The organism is Sporosarcina sp. P32b, assembly GCF_002743335.1.
Lineage (GTDB): Bacteria > Bacillota > Bacilli > Bacillales_A > Planococcaceae > Sporosarcina.
This window is the reverse complement of sequence record NZ_PDZB01000003.1, coordinates 21805-40347: the sequence shown is the minus strand read 5'-3', so window position 1 is coordinate 40347 and position 18543 is coordinate 21805. Positions and strand designations below refer to the sequence as shown.

Below are 18543 nucleotides of genomic sequence, written 5' to 3'. Positions count from 1 at the left end.
CAGCCTAGTACGACTTCGAACCATTTGAGTCCCTCTCTGTGTGCTAAAACATCATTTTTGTGTAAAATAATTGTAACGACGAGAAAAATTGATAATTATATTTGAAAAGGATGAATTCATTTGTTTACGTTTTTATTGGATGTAAAAGTTATTGCATTATTGATTTCTTGTGTATCATTATTCATTTCTTTTTTCACCCTATGGATAAACAGAAAAAGGTTAGATGTTACTATTGAAAATCTAGGGTTAATTGATAGAGTTGAAAACTTTGATAAAGAGCTCGTATTTCCGAATCAAACCACATCAGTGTTTATAGTCGTTAAGATAATAAATATGTCTCCGAAGGATATTGGTTTTTTTGATATTTCACTGTATGATGGACTCACAAAGGATCTACTTCCCGGATTTTATAAATATGCTATTCGTCCTGAATTTCAGAGTGATCAATTACTCGCAATAAACGAAATGGAAAATACAATATCTCATTTCAACCCTTTAGATTCGAATTACGGTCTTGTTCCAGCAAATAGTTTTAAGAGATTTGAAACGTTAGTTCATCCGGCCACAAAAACTTTTATTGTTGACATCAAATTTGCTATTAAGACTCTTAGAAAGAATCCATATGCTTCAACAAGGAAATACTTTAAGCATTACTCAAAAGTGATAACACTTAGCGATGAAGAGTGGATAGCAATACAAAGATCGAGGAAACAAGTGCAAGAATCGATAGAACAATAATGATGAAATCAAATTTTTTTCACCTCTTCTTTTTTAAAATAAAAAAGAGGACAACAAATGACGCAGCGCAGTGCTGCAATCAAATGTCGTCCTCGGGTTGGCCAAGGGGACTTATATTAATAGTTATCTATTCCTAATTCTCTTTTCAAATCTGTTAACCGGTTTTCCATGTCAGTTCTGGATTCATTTAATCTCTCGTAAACTTTTTCAAATGCTTCATCCGGAGATTCATCCGGTGAAACAAAGTAACTTTTAGAATCGATTTGTTTAACTAAAGAATTTAAATTATTTATACTAAACTCAAATTCCTTATAACTTTTTAAATAGGTTAACGGGATTATATTCAACTCTACAGTTTTGTAGTTACTATATACCTCCTTGAAACCCCATATAAAAAACTTTTCGTATTTGCTTTTCTTATTTACATATATACCGTTCGCTTGGCTTAAAAGCTCAGAATATATTTCTATATCGTCCATGATTATGGTTTTCTTAAACAATTCTGAACGATTGTTTTTTTCCTCGAATATTATTTTTTCTGCAGAGTCTATCGCATACTTACCAGCTACTTTGGCACCAAAGTAGGCACCGAACACTGTTCCGATTACTTGAAATATTGTTTTCACATCTAGGAAATCCGATAGACAATACCTCTTTTCGTAGAAAAAATAAACTAATATCAAAATGAATATGAGAGAAAAAATACTAAAATAAATATAAAAGTTATCTCTTTTCCTCAAAACTCCTACCCCTATTCCCTCCATATCCGCCATACTCCCCTCTGTTAGTTATAATTCGATATTCACCAATTGCATAATGGACAACAAATGACGCAGCGCAATGCTACAATCAAATGTTGTTCTTTGGTTGGTCAGTGCGAATTACTAACTATTCTTATAATATTTTTTATGGCTTGTTTTGTCATATGTTTGAAGTTGAAATTCAACATCCATCCCGTAAGGAAAGTCTATTAGCTGTGCTCCTACAGAACTAATGGGAAATATTACATCTATTTCCTTTGAATATTCGTTATCAAAGGAATCTCGGTAGGTTAATTCCAATTTAAATTTCGCATCAAAAATATTTCCTGCATCAAGAAAGTTAGCTGCGTTTAAAAATAAATGCATATTTAAAATCTCGAACATATATCTATCCAATAAAACTTCGAAATTGTTTTCTGGTCTAACATAATGATGAAATATACGTTGTTTTTCTTCGACATAATAACTTTTCATTGATACGCCTTTACGTTTGTCACCATGTTTGTACTGAAATAACATGGTTTCATTTTCCATTTCTATCATCTTCATATCAAAGACTTCGACATAATCAATTTGCATTATCCGATTAAAGTAGTCATCTTCGAAAAATAGTTTGATTTTTATATTTTTTGCTACCCCTTTACCTATATTGGATATTACTAAGCGTACTGCGTTTTTTTCATCAAATTCCAAATCATTACTTTTCCATGGTGCGTGAAATATAATATTTTGATTTTGATAATTCACCTCAAAAGATTTAGGTTCTAAAAACAGCTCAGGCTCTTGCGAATGGAATCTTTGTTTTCTCATTTCTTCTAGTTGATAAACACCTGATTCAAGACTCTTTTTAGCCAATACAATTGTTATAATTGTAAAAAACACTCCTAATATAACAACAAAGTCCGACGATACCTCTAACGTTTCTTTTAACGACAGTTTTTTAAAAGGATTGGTTATCCAAAATATTAGAAAGGTCTGTATGCCAACTAGTATAAAAATGGTTATGTAGAGCATTACTCTCTCTATATTCCATTCCTTCAAAGCTCTTCCTCCTCTTCCCTCCGCATCCCTCTGACATTCTCCTAGTGCGTCTATATTCTTATATTCACCATGCTCTCGTAATTCTCGTAACTTAGCAACCCCCTCCGAAATCACCACAACACAGGTCATTAGTAATGCCATTATATCAATTTCTAATCTTCCTTGCCCATCAATCGACAAATTTTCTATATTTACCAGGACCCCTCCACGTGATACAATAATGTCAGCCATGACGGGAGAGATCCTGTCTTTTTTTAAAAATCTCCTTTAATCTATTTTTCACGTATAAAAACACAGGGGTTTCATATAATAGTAAGACCAATCACCGACAATATGAATTGTCGGAGTGATGCAAATGAAGAAATTAGTTGAGTATATGTTAGATATATTGGTGTTAGATATGTTGGTGCTAGTTATCAGTGGCCTGCTTTCGAATTATTTAATTCGATTTTTCTGATAGTTGCAAAAAGGATATAAAGATAGGTGATTGCTGTAAGTTTGGGTGGAGTAACTTCCTCTCTCTCCTTACACCAAATTAGTAATAATAAAAAATATTAACAAGATAAAACTTGACCGATTTTTTCAGAGATGAATAACGGTCTTTTTATGCGTTTTTTTTTGGAATGTTCCTCAATCTTTCATGAAAACAAACCAGTATGTTTTGCTTCTTCTGTTTCCAAACAGCAGCTTATAATCTATCACTTTTAAATATCTCGGAGCTTTATCTGATCTTCATTCTGTTTGAAAATAAGTGTTCTGTTTGGTTTTAAAACTCTCATACATTCTTCGAAACTCTACCGAATGTAATTTGACTAAGTCTCTTCTAAAATTCCGTATTTCTTTTTCTTACCCAACCATGAATTCTCGTCCGCCTTAATCAAATGTGGAGGATCAAATATGACCATCTACCGTGATTCATCCGCAAATTTCACATCACGAAAATCTGCAATTATTTCTGGATTTACTTCTAGCTTTCTTCCATCGCATAGTTTTTTCTGAAACTACTCTTTTATCCATATCAATCGCATCGTCATTTTGATTGTCGAACCAAAACAAACGACAACCACAACTGACATCTAAAACACGTTCCAGTGCAATCTCTTCTCGATAGTTTGTGTCTACTGCTTACCTTTGATAAATCCAAATACATACGCGGTAATAAAAATCAAACCGTCAGCTACATACACTTCTGTCATCCCCTCATCCATTCCTTATGCTTGAAACATTTGAAGAAAATCACACCGCACGGATTACGTCATACATATGCCACGATTTTAATTAGTCAACGCCCCCCTTTGCAAACTATTGCAGACAGCTTAGGAAATACTCCTTAAATGGTTTTACTAGTTTATGGCCACTCATTCAAAGAACTGAAAGTCGCTTCTGATTATTGCATGTGAATTGAGCCACCTCTGCGGAGTTTTGAGCCCCCCAGTGCGGACGATTGAGCCGGTGAATGCGGACATGAGGGCCGCCCTACTAATTAAATCACCTTCTGTATAATTAAAATTGCATGCGTACAAGCATGACAATTTTATTAAACAGGAGGTTTTTTTGTGGTTAATTGTCGTAAAATACTCGAATTGTATTTTGACGGAATCAGTCAGCGCACCATTAGTTCTAGCACTGGCCATTCTCGAAATACGGTTTCTGAGGTCGTTCAGCGCGCCAAGGAACACGACTTAGCAAGCTTGAACGACACGACGACCAATCAATGGTTGGAGGAGCTTCTCTTTCCCGAGAAGCAGGCAAGTGAAAAGGGATACTTCCCTATTCAGTGGGAGAAGGTGCATAAAGAACTGCAAAAAAAGAATGTCACTCTGGCCTTATTGCATCATGAGTATGCGGTAGAGGCACGTGAGGTTGGGAAAATACCTTACGCTTATAGAACGTTTTGCGAACAGTATGGGAAATATGCGAGAAAGTATAAATTGACCATGCCTATCCGCAGAAAGCCAGGTAAAATCATGGAAGTAGATTGGGCAGGCACCACCTTGCATGTAACCGATCGTTTTACTGGGGAACGCATTCCTGCTTATGTATTTATAGCGACCTTGCCTTACAGCCAATTCAGCTACGCAGAGGCATTTCTGGATATGAAGTCGCCCAATTGGTTGTCTGCTCATATTCGAGCGTATGAATATTTTGATGGGGTGCCAGAAACTTTGGTGCCTGACAATTTAAAAACAGGAGTAATTAAAGCCCGACGAATAGAGCCTCTCCTAAATGAATCCTATCGTGAACTGGCAGATTACTATCGCACAATCATTGTGCCCAGTCGAGTTAGAAAGCCAAAAGATAAGGCTAGTGTAGAAGGAACAGTTGGATTCATTTCACGTCAAATCATTGCAATTTAGGTTCGTAAAATCTTTCATTCTTTACCTATTAATAAGCACTACCTATATGCGACAATGTCTTTAAAAAGCGAGATGAAGTCATGACTGATAAACTTACCGGACGGGAAAAGTTAGAGGTCACAGTTGAATCAGTCCTGCAGCTAATTCCTTACGTTGGTGGAGCATTAGCCACTTCTTATTTTTCCGTAAAGCAAACAAAGCGTTTTAAACGATTAGAATCATTTTATCAAGAAGTTTCCGATCAAATATCAAAATTTGACAATAAGATTCTATCTATTCAAGACCACGATGAAGACTGACTAATAGCTTTGATCGAAAGACTTAATGAGCAAGTTGAAAGAGAATCTTCTGAGAAAAAAAGAATTTATCTAAAAAACTTCTTCATAAGCCTATTGCAAAATTCCACCACGAAACAAAATTATGATAAACGACAGATACTTTTAGACACTTTATCTTCTATTACTATTCTAGAATTTCAGGTTTTACTTAGTAAATCCAAAGAGTATCCCGACTACGAAATAGATTATTCAGATACTAATTCTGCATATTCAATAGCAGCATTATCAAGATTGGAGATGCTAGGTTTATTACAGTCTTCTTATCTTGCAGAAACCAGAATTGGTAGTAGCCCTGTTAGCAAAATGATTTCAGTATCACGCTTTGGAGATGATTTTCTAAACTTTTGCCTTAATATATGAGCAGAATCCTGATTAATAAACTTACCCGGTCCCGACACAATTCAAAGTTTTTTAGAGTCTCATACTTTTACTTATGTTGAAGAACACAATAATCTCCATCGTGCTAAATGACCTTAACCATTCACATTTAACAAAGATACTAGGCTCCGAATCACTAATAGATACCTGTGTGTAAAACTCTCATATTCGTGAGAACATCCATATTTTTTCTTACACAAGTAACTTTTACGACACAAGTTCCTTATATGCTTCCGTCGTACCCCCCAACAATCGTACGTCTTTCATATTCTCTTATTCATTCAAATATAATCACTTAGGAGGTGTTTTATTTGGATGGTAATAAAAGGTTGGCAGTTGAACTTGCTAAGGCTTTAATCCAGAATAACCATGTAAAGCCGGTTTTCAATAAGAGATACGATAGCGATACAAACATCATTGTATACAACATCGAAGAAAACGAGTTTTCCTTTAACGATATCGTATTGCATTTTGAAGAGTGTCTAAAGAAATCTAAAGAATATCACTAGAGCCTTGAATGGCTCTTTTTCTTATAAAAACACATTTTACTTTGTAGATGCTTCTTTCGGTGTAGTATATGCAATTGTATCTTAATTCCCTTTTTCAGTAATATCTCCTTTGACCAAGGTGTTATCTATTTATATAGAGTACCTGCATATCAAACTTTCATAATTTGTTTAAAAAATCATGATTGCACTTCACCCTATTTTATATTTATCAATTTTCTTCAGTAATCATACTTATCCATCTCAGCCTCAAATATGTCTTTAATCGTTTGAGAAGCCACACCACCATAATGAACATAACCCGTCTCCGGCCAATAAAGCGATCGGGTCATAGTCCCGTCTACTAGCTCAATTCCAAAAAACACTCGCTTTCCTTCCGTCGCTCTTCTATCCGGTTCATACGGCATGATCAGCAACTCTTCAATCAGCTGCTCTGCATGCTCATCCGAAAATTCCCCAATGAACGATAAATCTTGCTCGCTTTGTAAAATGACTCGCTGTACCTTCCCTTCTATATCTAAAAAATCTCCAACTGTTTCAGCCGTATCCGATTCAGTGACTTCGTATACCTTACCGTCCGCTATAATTTGAAATGCCGGATCATATCCTTTCATTGCGAATAATTTCGTCCCTTTCGGCAAGTAAGCAGCATCTCCATTTTTCGACTGATGATTGGCACTTGCATGGCCATCCAACATATACTTCACTTCTCCTACTTCTTCAGCAGTTTCCCAGTCCTTTTCAAGCTCGTTCATTTCATAGTTCGCTTCATACGTCGCATCATTCCATTTCACAAAATCTACCCAGTCAATAATCGTGTTCTGCGAGGATGGGTTGATAGAGCAAGCTGTCAGCAATAATAAAACAGGAAGTAGCAGCATTCTTTTTGTCATAATTCTCCACTCCTTTTAAACGTAGACGTAGATTGTGACTTCAAGTTACAAAATACCACCAGGTTAGCTTTGCACACTATATAGAGCTGAGAAGCAAAAAGGATACTAGGTGTAAAAAGTTTTCTCAGCCGAAAAGGAATCGAGAAATACTCGACGTCGAGATGCTTCTCGACAATATCTTTATTCTTTAGTTCTTAAGTTCTTTGGTTATAGGCCGTACCAATATGATACGATGTGTCGTTTCACATTGATACGCACCTTCGTTTCAAAATGAAACATCCGTCGTACCATTTTGAAACGTGCTAAAAAGCTATATGTACATGTGGTTTTTTATTATATGATGCATGGAAGCAAATCTTCTTTATTAGGAATTAAAAAATATATAAAAAAGAACGTCCCAAGAAAGGACGCTCCGAATTACTATTTCACAAAAGTTTTATACTTCTGTTGTTTATGATCTGTCTTCTACAATTGAAACATATTTTACGTCTCTATAAAAGAAACAATATAACGTTCCTTTACTATCTGTAAAAACAATATCATTGCTTCGGGAACTTGTCGCCATCCCTAACGCATCTTCTTGATCTTCCGCTTCAACGATTCTGACAATACTTTCAGCACCTGCAAAGTGGTAATGTACTCTGTATTTTTTCAAACTTCTCACTTCCCTCTATCTACAGTATTCGACATAGAGAAGGAAAACCCTTTTAAGTTGAGGATGTGAGCGCTAAGTTTTTGTGCTTTCTTGAACGTTTAGGGTTGTCATCACTCAAATAACTCCGATAGAAATATACCAGACACGAATATACGTTCTGTACAAATTGTTTAAAACATGATATGATAGACATCAAATATACAATAAGCAAATTTAATTTAGATATCTATTAAAAAACACATACAAAAAAACTATGAGGAGGTATTATATGACGGATCGAGAACTTCTAGAACTTATGGTTAATAAAATGACGAACATGGAACAGGATTTATCCGTCTTTAAAAAAGATATTAAAGATGAGTTTTCTTCTTTAAAAACCGATTTCTCTTCTCTAAAACCTGATATTTCTTCATTAAAAACTGATGTCTCTTTACTAAAAACGGACGTCTCTTTACTCAAGTCGGATGTTGCTTCCATTAAAGAAGAACAAAGATTTATGAAACAGGCTATATTTGAACTTGATGCACGCTCCATTTCGACTGATGAGAAAATTGACGCTTTAACCGAAAACGTCTCACGGAATACAGAAAAATTAGATGAAATGCACATGACTCAACGCCTTGTTAATGATCACGATACAGACATTCGCATCATCAAAAAAATGTTAATACAATAAGCACACAATAAAGTAGAGTGCCTATGAGGTAATCAGTTATAGCTGTTTTACCACATAGGTACTTTTACTAAAATTCGTTATTTCACTTATATTCCCTTCCCTATATCAACAGAATTACTATTTCCAACATAAAAAGACACCTCCGAAGAGATGCCTTTTCATCCACTATTAATTACGTAACGTATCATAAATTCGATCCATGATACTCACTAGGAAACCTTCATGCTTATCTAAAGCGGCTGATGCAGCTTCCACGATGTTTTCAGATCGCATAGCGGTCGCTTGCTTGTTCGCTACATTCCACAGTGTAAAGGCTTCAACCAGTTCTTGATGCTCAATCGCGAAAATGTTTGGTGGCGTTTCTTCTTTAATGGTTGTCGTTACAGTAGTAAATCGCTTAGCGGCGCGTTTAACACCTTCTGGGCTATCCTCTTCCACCGCATCGATCATTTCATTAATCGCGTCGCCTATTAAACCTAACGTCATCGCGTACATCATATACTCTTTTTTCAATTTATGATCTCCCAGTTAAACAAACTTCACCATACTATATTTCTTTTTCCCACGTCTCACAATAGTGAATGCGTCTTCCAAGCGTTGCTCTGCCCCTACCGTGAATGCCGTATCTGTAATGCGCTCTCCATTGAAGGAAATGGCACCGTTAGTTACGTCTTCACGCGCTTGACGTTTCGATGGAGATACACCCGCTTGTACAATGAAATCGACGATATTTTGATCCACTTTTTCCATTTCTACAGTCGGTACGTCTTTAAACGCATCTTTCATTTCAGTAGCTGTTAATGCTTTTAAGTCACCGCTAAATAGTGCTGCAGAAATACGTAGTGCTTGATCTAGTGCGTCTTGACCGTGAACTAGGCGCGTCATTTCTTCTGCCAACGTCTTCTGTGCTTTACGTAAGTGTGGCTCTTCTTGTACGGATACTTCAAGTGCTTCAATTTCTTCACGGCTTAGGAATGTGAAGATTTTCAAATATTTCACAACGTCCGCGTCTGCTGCGTTAATCCAGAATTGGTAAAACTCATATGGAGAAGTTTTCTTCGCATCAAGCCATACTGCACCGCCAGCAGATTTACCGAATTTCGTGCCATCCGCTTTCGTTACTAACGGAATTGTAAATCCGTATGCTTGTACTTCTTCGTCATGCATTTTGCGGATGACTTCTAGACCTGTCGTAATATTCCCCCACTGATCGGATCCACCGATTTGCACACGGCAGTTGTGGTTATCAAATAAGTGATTAAAGTCTGCACCTTGCATCAACATGTACGAGAATTCCGTGAACGAAATCCCTTGATCTAGACGAGACGCCACATTATCTTTTGCTAGCATGTAATTGACGCTTAGCAATTTACCGTAGTCACGCAAGAATTCGATTAATGACATGGAACCGATCCAGTCATTATTATTTACAAGTTTCGCACCATTTTCTGTTTGGAAATCAAAGATCATTTCTAGTTGCTTTTTGATTCCGCGAACATTGTCGTCTACTTGATCTGTCGTCTGCAATTGGCGTTCTTCAGAGCGTCCAGATGGATCCCCGATCATCCCTGTAGCGCCACCGATCAATAGAATCGGTTGATGTCCGTGTAACTGGAAGCGACGCAGTGTCAGCAACGGTACGATATGACCGATGTGCATACTATCTGCTGTTGGGTCTACCCCACAGTATAGAGAAATTTTCTCGTCTGTTAGAAGCTTTTCAAGTCCTTCTTCATTCGTCTGCTGGTATAGCAAACCTCTCCAACGTAAATCATCCATTAATTCATTCGACATTTTTTATTTCCTCCTATTTTCAACATAAAAAGTCCCCACACGATCAATAAATGATCATGCAGGGACGTTAGTTGAGTAATTCATAACGCGGTACCACCCGGCTTGAGAGTAAACACTCTCCGGCTTTGAGGCGCTAGTAACGTTGCGCAAAACGTACACTCCAAAACTGTAATTCATGTATAGTGCACCGAACAGCTTCCACCAACCGCTGTCTCTCTAGGACGGAACTCACTACCACTACTTCGGTTTCTTCGACATGTAATTTCGTATGAGTTCAATTTTACCTATCTTCCAATGAAAGTCAACAATTAATGCATATTTCCTTTTGAATCTGTGATATAATGAGAAAGATTTTTGGGGGGAGAAAAACTTTGAATAACGAAAAGAATAATAGAATTAAGCAACTTGAAGATAAGTTTGAACAAGCGAAAAAAGAGCCTTGGGCCAAAAAACTTCGCATCGGTACCGGCGTACTTTGGAACTTGTTTATTTTACTCATTATCTTCGCCGTCATTGGGGCCGTATTTGCGAGTTCAGTTGGTGCAGGCTATTTCGCTTCTCTCGTTGCGAAAGAACCGTTACGTACGAAAGAAGAACTTCGAGACCAGGTGTTTAATTACGAAGAAACATCTGAAATGTTCTTTGCAGACAGTATTTATCTAGGCAAGATCAACTCGGACATCGAGCGCCGACAAATTACGCTAGATAAAGTTTCACAGTATGCACTGGACGCTGTGCTTGCTACTGAGGATGAATACTTTGAAGAACACAAAGGTGTCGTGCCAAAAGCGATATTCCGTGGCGTGTTCCAAGATGTTACAAACTCAGACAGTCAAACGGGTGGATCGACACTCACACAGCAGTTAGTCAAAAACCAGATTCTAACGAATGAAGTATCGTATGAACGTAAAGCCAAAGAAATCTTGCTAGCTATGCGTTTGGAGCACTTCATGACGAAAGATGAAATTCTCGAAGCTTACCTGAATATCATTCCTTATGGCCGTGATGTTTCGGGACAGAATATCGCAGGTATCGAAACAGCCGCACGCGGTATCTTCGGCATTAAAGCCGCTGATTTAAGTTTGCCGCAAGCTGCATATATTGCGGGTATTCCACAAGCACCTTATACATACACGCCCTTCTACAGTAAAAATCAAGGGATTAAAGAACGGGAAAAACTTATGTACGGTGTTAACCGAATGAAAACGGTATTGTTCAGAATGCGTGATGCAGGTTATATTACGGACGCAGAATGGAAGGAAGCAAAGGCTTACGATGTAACGAAAGACTTCAGACAACCTTCACGCCGTGCGACGGAACGTTATCCGTATGTCACACAAGAAATTCAAAATCGTACCATCGAAATTTTAGCTAAAGTATTAGCTGAAAAAGATGGCATCGACGCGGACCGTTTTGAAGGTGATTCCAAGATCAAAGAAAAATACGAAATCATGGCAGACCGTTCCATGCGAACAGACGGCTATCGTATCTTCTCTACGATCAACAAAGAGCTGTATGACAAAATGAATGAAGTGGCTGACAGCTTCCAGTACTACGGATATACGTATACATCCGAAACAGTAGATGACGAATCAGGCAAAACGATTACGAAACAAAATCCTGTTCAAGTGGGGGCGATGATGATCGAAAACCATACAGGTCAAATACTCTCATTCGTCGGTGGTCGTGATTACGAACTGGAAGCAATGAATCACTCTACGCAAGCTTTTCGAGAGAATGGATCCTCCATGAAACCTTTACTTGTATACGCACCTGCCATTGAATATGGTGTGATTGGTGCAGGTAGTCCGGTAGTGGATGTGAAGTTTATAGGTAGAGATGGATATTCTCCAGCCAACTACTTCGACCGAGAGCTTGGAGTATTGCCCGCACGCGAATCACTGGCTCGCTCACAAAACGTATCTACTGTACGTCTATATGATCAGATAATAGATAGAAACCCGATTGATTTTCTTAAGAAAATGAAATTCAAAAATGCTACAGATCGAGCAGGTAGTGGTCTTTCTGCAGCATTAGGTACTATGGATGTATCTGTAGAAGAAAATACAAATGCATATGCTACATTTGCCAATGGCGGACAATTTATTCAATCATATATGATTGAACGGATTGAAGATATGAAAGGCAATGTCGTATTTGAACACAAAGCTGAACCAGTGGAAGTATTCAGTCCAGAAACTTCTTATATCATCACAGATATGATGCGTGATGTATTAAAAGGAAATGGTACGGCTGCTAGATTACCTGGTTTGATGAACTTCCGACCGGATTTGGCTGCAAAAACTGGTACATCCCAGAAATATGGAGATGCCTGGCTAGTCGGCTATAATCCAAACGTTTCGTTGGGTGTTTGGATGGGCTATAAAAAGCGTACTACACCGTTATATCACGGCTACAACAGTGGTCAAATGCATCCATCAGAACGGACAGCACGATTGTACGGACAATTGATGAATACAGCCAATACCGTGATACCAGAAACGATTAAAGCAAGAGATACCTTTAAGCGCCCTAACGGTGTTGTCACACGTTCATTCTGTGGCATTTCAGGACTCGCTCCTTCTGCTGCATGTTCATCAGCAGGACTCGTTCGATCAGATTTATTTAATTCGAAAAAGATGGTTCCATCAAAAGCGGATGACAGTATCGTTTCATCAGCGGCTGTTCGAGTAAATGGAAAACTATATCAGGCGTTAGCTTCTACTCCTCGTGAATTTGTCACGTCTGGCGGCGTTGGCGTAACTTCTGAATATGGAAAGCGGATGCTTGGACGTTTAGGTGGAGATGCTTCTAAACTACTTGCAGGTCGTGGCAGTTATTCAAGCAGTGTCGCAGGCGGCACATTCCCTGCTGACAATGTACCACCTGCAGCCGTATCGGCAGGACAAAATGGTTCAGTTCTTACATGGACCGGCTCCTCTTCAAATGATGTAATTGGTTATTACATTTATCAGAACGGTGCTAGAATCGGTACGGTTCATGACGGAGCTTCTAGATCGTATAAAGTCGGATATGGTTCTTACTATGTGCGCGCAGTTGATATTACCGGCCAACTATCAGGGCCTTCAAACACGGTAACAAATGCTGCACCTGCACCAAAAGCAGAACCGAAATCAGATACGAATTCTGGAACAAAACCAGGAACTAATCCAGAAACGAAACCGGATGCAAAACCGGAAACAGATGCTGAATCAAAACCAGATTCGAAACCAGAAGCTACACCCGAATCTAAACCAGAACCAAAACCAGAAGCAAAGCCGGAAGCTACACCTGAACCAAAGCCAGATGCAGCTCCTGCAGCAAAAGAATAACGCACAAGCCGGATTACAATGTGAAATTGTAATCCGGCTTTTTTTGTCTGTAAAAAATGTGTGGAAAGTAATGAAACTCCCCCTCTTCATTACTTTCCACACTTTTTACTACTCGGTACTAATTACCGACAATTCAGTGATTTTAATGATAATAATATACTTTTCCACCCTATCAATTGTATACTTAACAAAGAGCAACACGTGCCGAACTTACAGCTAGTACTTGAGCGTACAATGGATAGAAATATTAGGAAGAGGTGAACTGTGTGGAACATAAAAAGACCTACTTTTCCAGATCATTTCCGCATGACGAAGGGGAACTGGTCATTGAAGGGCCCGTTTCACCAGAGCGATTGGCGGCGTTCGAATTTCACGAAGGACTAAAAGCATTCCGTCCATCTAAACAACAACAAGAAGCATTGGTGAAAATCGCTGCGTTTCCTGAAGGTCGAATCAATGTAGCGAGAATCGATAATATGGTCGTTGGGTACGTTACCTATCTATATCCCGATCCACTCGAACGCTGGTATGAAGCAAACATGGATAATTTAATTGAACTAGGTGCCGTTGAAGTAGTTGCTGCCTATCGTGGTGCACGCATCGGCAAATCTTTACTGGAATTATCGATGCTCGATGATGCGGTGGAAGATTATATTATTATTACAACCGAATATTATTGGCATTGGGATTTGAAAGGAACTGGGTTGACAGTATGGGAGTATCGTAAAATGATGGAGAAAATGATGCGTGCAGGTGGCATGGAATTCTTCTCAACCGATGATCCAGAAGTTAGCTCCCATCCCGCAAATGCACTAATGGCGAGAATTGGAAAACGAGTCGATCAAGAATCCATCGAGCGTTTTGATCGTGTGCGTTTCAAAAATCGTGTTAATTACTGAAAGTGAGGAATGATCATGCTAATACAGGACATTATGAAAACAGATGTGATTACGCTTAATTCTACGCATACGATTGCAGATGCGGTACAACTGATGAAGGAAAAACGAATCCGCCACATCCCTATTGTGAAAGATGGGCGGATAGAAGGACTAGTTACAGATCGTGACGTCAAAGAAGCCTCTCCTTCCAGCATTTCAGAGAGATTGGAACCTTCACTTTATGAAACAACACTTGATAAAATTATGAAAACCGACTTATTGATTGGACATCCGCGAGACTTTGCGGAAGAAGCTGCGTTAATGTTTTATACGTATGAAATCGGTTGTTTACCAATCGTTTCTAATTATCAGCTAGTCGGAATTCTTACTAAAACAGATTTACTCTATAACTATATTGAATTAACAGGTGCCAATCAGCCAAGTTCGCATATTCAAATTCGCGTTCCAAACACGCCTGGTATTTTATATGAAGCATCTAAAGTATTTCACGACCACAATACGAATGTGCTAAGTGTACTGGTTTATCCTTATCAAGATAATGAAGAGTACAAAATTCTAGCGATCCGCATCAAACGAATGAATCCTCTTCCGATCATCGAAGGATTAAAAGAGCAAGGATTCGAAGTTCTTTGGCCAAGTGAACCGGAGATGGGCGTATGAAAAAACAAGCGAGTTTTATCTTTTCTCCCGACCAACTAAACTATGAATTTTCGGATACCCACCCGTTTAATCAGAAGCGAATCATTTTGACAAAAGATTTATTAGATGACATGAATACGATCAAACCTGAAGAAATCGTGATTCCGCGCACAGCCACAGACGAAGAATTGCTTCTGGCTCATGACGCAAAGTATATCGAAATCGTGAAAAAAGCGAGTAAAGGTGATGTTAGCGAAAACATCGGTAGTATATACGGAATCGGTACGGAAGATACACCATTCTTCACTGGCATGCATGAAGCGAGTGCATTGCTCGTCGGTGGTACTCTTACAGCAATTGAAGAAGTAATGGAAGGCCGTTCCAGATACGCACTGAACCTCGGCGGCGGCTTGCATCACGGATTCCAAGGGAAAGCTTCTGGCTTTTGTATTTACAATGATAGTTCCGTAGCTATCAAATACTTACAGCAAAAATATGGCGCTCGCGTATTATACGTAGATACCGATGCGCACCATGGCGACGGCGTGCAATGGACGTTTTACGATGATCCAAATGTCTGTACATTCTCTATCCATGAAACAGGTCGCTACTTGTTCCCTGGTACAGGTAATGTAACTGAACGAGGCAATGGCGCAGGTTATGGCACGTCATTCAACTTCCCTATCGACGCATTTACGGAAGATGAATCATTCCTACATATCTATAAAACTGCCTTGCGGGAAGTAGCAGAACACTTCAAGCCAGACGTTATTCTTACCCAAAATGGAGCAGATGCGCACTACTTCGATCCATTAACGCATCTGTATAGCACCATGAAGATTTATGAAGAAATTCCGAAACTAGCAAAAGAACTCGCAGAAGAATTCTGTGATGGGAAGTGGATTGCAATAGGCGGTGGTGGATACGATATATGGCGCGTAGTACCGCGCGCATGGTCTCACTTATGGCTGACTATGAAGGACATCCCAACACCAACCGGACGCCTGCCAGAAGCCTGGCTAAACAAATGGCAACCTGAATCCCCTGTTCCTCTTATTGAGACGTGGGAAGACCCTGAGGACCTATACGAGCCAGTTCCTCGTAAACATGACATCAATGAAAAAAACGAGCAAATGCTAACGAGAGCGTTGCACGTCATTCGAAAAGCATAATAAAAAGCAACTTATCGCGAAGATAAGTTGCTTTTTTATCTTGATGTTTTTAAAAATAAGGTAGTAGTGCTCAAAGTTCTGAACACAATACCAGTTACTCTTCGTCGCAGGGAGCAACTCCTACCTTACTTCTTAACCGACTGCCGCTCTTCCAAATAATAAGGTAAAACAACTTCGGTCTCTTCTACTTCTTCCTTATTCATCAACTTCGTCAACAAACGCATCGATACGGCACCTAAGTCATACAATGGCACCACAATCGCAGTCAGCTGCGGACGAACAATACGCGCAAGAATAGAGTGCTGGAAACAAATAATCTCTAAATCCTCAGGTATTCTAAGATTCTCATCACGCACACCATTCATAATACCAATTGCAACTTCGTCACTGCTCGTCATGACAGCCGTTGGACGGTCAGACAACTTACCTAGCACATTCCAGCTTTCGTAAGCATCATCATACGTATTGTCGGTTTCCACGATCAATGACTCATCGATCATCATCCCCGCTTCTTCCAACGCACGAATATACCCAACACGCTTGCACACACGATTAATGTCACGCGTAAACGGTCCCGAAACAAATGCAATACGCTTGTGGCCATTGTCGATTAACTTCTTTGTTACTTCATATGCGGCTTGTTCATGATCAATATTGACAGAGGGTAAGTTGTTTTCAAAATCCAACGTCCCTGCCAAGACGATTGGAACGTTCGCTGTTTTCATTTCTTTACGTACTTCAGGTGAAATAGAATCACTCATGAAGATCAGTCCATCTACTTGCTTACCTAAATGATCTTCAAACAACTCAACCTCTCGAGAGGTACTTTTGTCGGAATTTGAGATGATAATATTGTACTCATACATCGTGGCCACGTCTGCAATCCCTCTGGATAGCTCTGCGTAGTAACTCTTGGACATATCCGGGACAATTACTCCGATCGTCGTAGTACGCTTACTAGCTAGTCCACGAGCGACGGCGTTTGGCCGGTATCCCAATCGTTCAATACAGTCCAATACTTTTTTGCGAGTCGCCGGCTTCACGTTTTGATTGCCGTTCACTACACGTGAAACCGTTGCCATCGATACGTTCGCTTCTCTTGCTACATCGTAAATAGTGATCGCCATTTTTGCTCCTCCTGTCTTTATTCTTTACTAGTATACCGTGTTCTACTGGACTTTTGTGTTTTTCTGTGCAGAATTCCGTCATTCTATACAGAAAAACACCGACCTTTACGAATAAAGGATCGGTGTTGGATGTTTTAGATCGTTTGGTGTGTGTTCATGAAGCGAGTAATCTCTTCGTAGAACTTGTCAAACTGCTCAATATCCATTTGCTGCGCTGAATCCGATAATGCTACGGCTGGATCCGGATGAACCTCTGCCATAACGCCGTCTGCTCCTACTGCAATTGCTGCTTTCGCTGTCGGAAGCAATAAATCTTTACGGCCAGTGGAGTGTGTAACGTCCACGAATACCGGTAAGTGCGTTTCTTGCTTCAAGATGGGAACAGCAGAGATGTCCAGCGTGTTTCGAGTTGCCGTCTCATATGTACGAATTCCTCGCTCACATAGCATAATCTCCGTATTACCTTTAGATATAATATATTCAGCTGCATTGACGAACTCAGAAATCGTTGCAGACATTCCACGCTTTAGAAGTACTGGCTTATTGACCATTCCAGCTTCTTTCAGCAATTCGAAGTTCTGCATATTACGTGCACCGATTTGGATTACATCGATATATTCGAGTGCTTCCTCCAAGTGTGACGGTGTAATGATTTCTGTGACGATAGAAAGTCCAGTTTCATCCGCAACTCGCTTTAGAATTTTTAAACCTTCCAGGCCTAAACCTTGGAAATCATATGGAGATGTACGTGGCTTGTAAGCTCCTCCACGAATCATCGTTAATCCTTTTGCTTTGATTGACTTGGCAACTGCCAAAACCTGCTCGTAAGATTCTACTGCACAAGGTCCAAATACGAAAGATGGATGTCCGTCTCCGATTTTATGGCCGTTTACATCAACAATCGTGTCTTCAGGTTTTCTAGTACGGGATACGAGCAATGCATTCTTCTGCTCATCTTGCTGTACTTCAAGTGCTGACATGAAAATAGATTTAAATACCTGTTCAAGGATACCGTCTGGTAAAGGACCAATGTTTGCCTTCTTTAAGACGTTGAGCATCTCGCGTTCGCGAACCGGATCATATCTATTAACACCTTGCTTTTCTTTTAACTTACCAATTTCTTGGATAACGCCTGTACGTTCGTTGATCAATTTAAGTATATCTAAGTTCAACTGATCAATAGTACCTCTCAACTCACCTAAATCTTGCTTGCTCATAATACCTGTCTCCTCCCCGT

The 18543-nt window shown here is 39.2% G+C and carries 17 protein-coding genes; 9 read left to right on the top strand and 8 right to left on the bottom strand.

The window, feature by feature from the left end; all coding sequences use genetic code 11:
• Positions 1–120 precede the first annotated feature (120 nt).
• Positions 121–738: a hypothetical protein gene (locus tag CSV64_RS03315; RefSeq protein WP_099632785.1), complete on the top strand. Its 618-nt coding sequence runs from the start codon at positions 121–123 to the stop codon at positions 736–738.
• A gap of 116 nt (positions 739–854) precedes the next feature.
• On the opposite strand, the gene CSV64_RS03310 is transcribed toward CSV64_RS03315, so the two are convergent.
• Both CSV64_RS03310 and CSV64_RS03305 read right to left on the bottom strand, forming a co-directional pair.
• The gene (locus CSV64_RS03310; RefSeq protein ID WP_143565185.1) at positions 855–1511 is read right to left on the bottom strand and encodes a hypothetical protein; all 657 of its coding nucleotides are present in this window, start codon (positions 1509–1511) and stop codon (positions 855–857) included.
• Positions 1512–1622: 111 nt separating this feature from the next.
• On the bottom strand, positions 1623–2771 hold the full coding sequence (locus CSV64_RS03305) for a hypothetical protein (protein WP_233190362.1): 1149 nt from the start codon (positions 2769–2771) through the stop codon (positions 1623–1625).
• Positions 2772–4096: 1325 nt separating this feature from the next.
• Here CSV64_RS03305 and istA point away from each other — a divergent pair.
• The 3 genes from istA to CSV64_RS03275 all read left to right on the top strand — a co-directional run bounded on the left by istA (position 4097) and on the right by CSV64_RS03275 (position 6122).
• Positions 4097–4897 carry an IS21 family transposase gene (gene istA, locus CSV64_RS03285; protein ID WP_099632782.1) on the top strand — a complete coding sequence of 267 codons (801 nt, stop codon included), beginning with the start codon at positions 4097–4099 and terminating at the stop codon, positions 4895–4897.
• Between the two features lie 80 nt (positions 4898–4977).
• Complete coding sequence (locus CSV64_RS03280; RefSeq protein ID WP_099632781.1) at positions 4978–5196, top strand: hypothetical protein; 219 nt, start codon at positions 4978–4980, stop codon at positions 5194–5196.
• A gap of 728 nt (positions 5197–5924) precedes the next feature.
• The gene (locus CSV64_RS03275; protein WP_099632779.1) at positions 5925–6122 is read left to right on the top strand and encodes a hypothetical protein; all 198 of its coding nucleotides are present in this window, start codon (positions 5925–5927) and stop codon (positions 6120–6122) included.
• A gap of 218 nt (positions 6123–6340) precedes the next feature.
• Here CSV64_RS03275 and CSV64_RS03270 read toward each other — a convergent pair whose 3' ends face one another.
• Positions 6341–7012, bottom strand: a complete 672-nt coding sequence (locus CSV64_RS03270; RefSeq protein WP_099632778.1) for a hypothetical protein — start codon at positions 7010–7012, stop codon at positions 6341–6343.
• A gap of 451 nt (positions 7013–7463) precedes the next feature.
• Positions 7464–7667: a hypothetical protein gene (locus tag CSV64_RS03265; protein WP_099632777.1), complete on the bottom strand. Its 204-nt coding sequence runs from the start codon at positions 7665–7667 to the stop codon at positions 7464–7466.
• A gap of 268 nt (positions 7668–7935) precedes the next feature.
• Here CSV64_RS03265 and CSV64_RS03260 point away from each other — a divergent pair, with 268 nt between their 5' ends.
• Positions 7936–8343 (top strand): hypothetical protein, encoded by a 408-nt coding sequence (locus tag CSV64_RS03260; RefSeq protein ID WP_099632776.1) that lies wholly within the window; start codon positions 7936–7938, stop codon positions 8341–8343.
• A 168-nt stretch (positions 8344–8511) separates the two neighbouring features.
• Here CSV64_RS03260 and CSV64_RS03255 read toward each other — a convergent pair whose 3' ends face one another.
• Both CSV64_RS03255 and tyrS read right to left on the bottom strand, forming a co-directional pair.
• A complete protein-coding gene (locus CSV64_RS03255) occupies positions 8512–8856 on the bottom strand; it encodes a hypothetical protein (RefSeq protein WP_099632775.1) in 345 nt (114 codons plus the stop codon).
• Positions 8857–8871: 15 nt separating this feature from the next.
• A complete protein-coding gene (tyrS, locus tag CSV64_RS03250) occupies positions 8872–10137 on the bottom strand; it encodes a tyrosine--tRNA ligase (protein ID WP_099632774.1) in 1266 nt (421 codons plus the stop codon).
• A 371-nt stretch (positions 10138–10508) separates the two neighbouring features.
• Here tyrS and CSV64_RS03245 point away from each other — a divergent pair, with 371 nt between their 5' ends.
• The 4 genes from CSV64_RS03245 to CSV64_RS03230 all read left to right on the top strand — a co-directional run bounded on the left by CSV64_RS03245 (position 10509) and on the right by CSV64_RS03230 (position 16179).
• The gene (locus CSV64_RS03245; protein ID WP_099632773.1) at positions 10509–13469 is read left to right on the top strand and encodes a transglycosylase domain-containing protein; all 2961 of its coding nucleotides are present in this window, start codon (positions 10509–10511) and stop codon (positions 13467–13469) included.
• Positions 13470–13735: 266 nt separating this feature from the next.
• Positions 13736–14368: a GNAT family N-acetyltransferase gene (locus CSV64_RS03240; RefSeq protein WP_099632772.1), complete on the top strand. Its 633-nt coding sequence runs from the start codon at positions 13736–13738 to the stop codon at positions 14366–14368.
• Positions 14369–14383: 15 nt separating this feature from the next.
• Positions 14384–15028, top strand: coding sequence for an acetoin utilization AcuB family protein (locus CSV64_RS03235; RefSeq protein ID WP_099632771.1), 645 nt, complete (start codon positions 14384–14386; stop codon positions 15026–15028).
• Positions 15025–16179, top strand: a complete 1155-nt coding sequence (locus CSV64_RS03230) for an acetoin utilization protein AcuC (protein ID WP_099632770.1) — start codon at positions 15025–15027, stop codon at positions 16177–16179. The genes CSV64_RS03235 and CSV64_RS03230 overlap by 4 nt, the downstream gene beginning before the upstream one ends.
• Positions 16180–16304: 125 nt before the next feature.
• Here CSV64_RS03230 and ccpA read toward each other — a convergent pair whose 3' ends face one another.
• Together ccpA and CSV64_RS03220 are read right to left on the bottom strand one after the other, a co-directional pair.
• Complete coding sequence (ccpA, locus tag CSV64_RS03225) at positions 16305–17306, bottom strand: catabolite control protein A (protein ID WP_099632769.1); 1002 nt, start codon at positions 17304–17306, stop codon at positions 16305–16307.
• Between the two features lie 134 nt (positions 17307–17440).
• On the bottom strand, positions 17441–18523 hold the full coding sequence (locus CSV64_RS03220; protein ID WP_099632768.1) for a bifunctional 3-deoxy-7-phosphoheptulonate synthase/chorismate mutase: 1083 nt from the start codon (positions 18521–18523) through the stop codon (positions 17441–17443).
• Between the last annotated feature and the right edge of the window lie 20 nt (positions 18524–18543).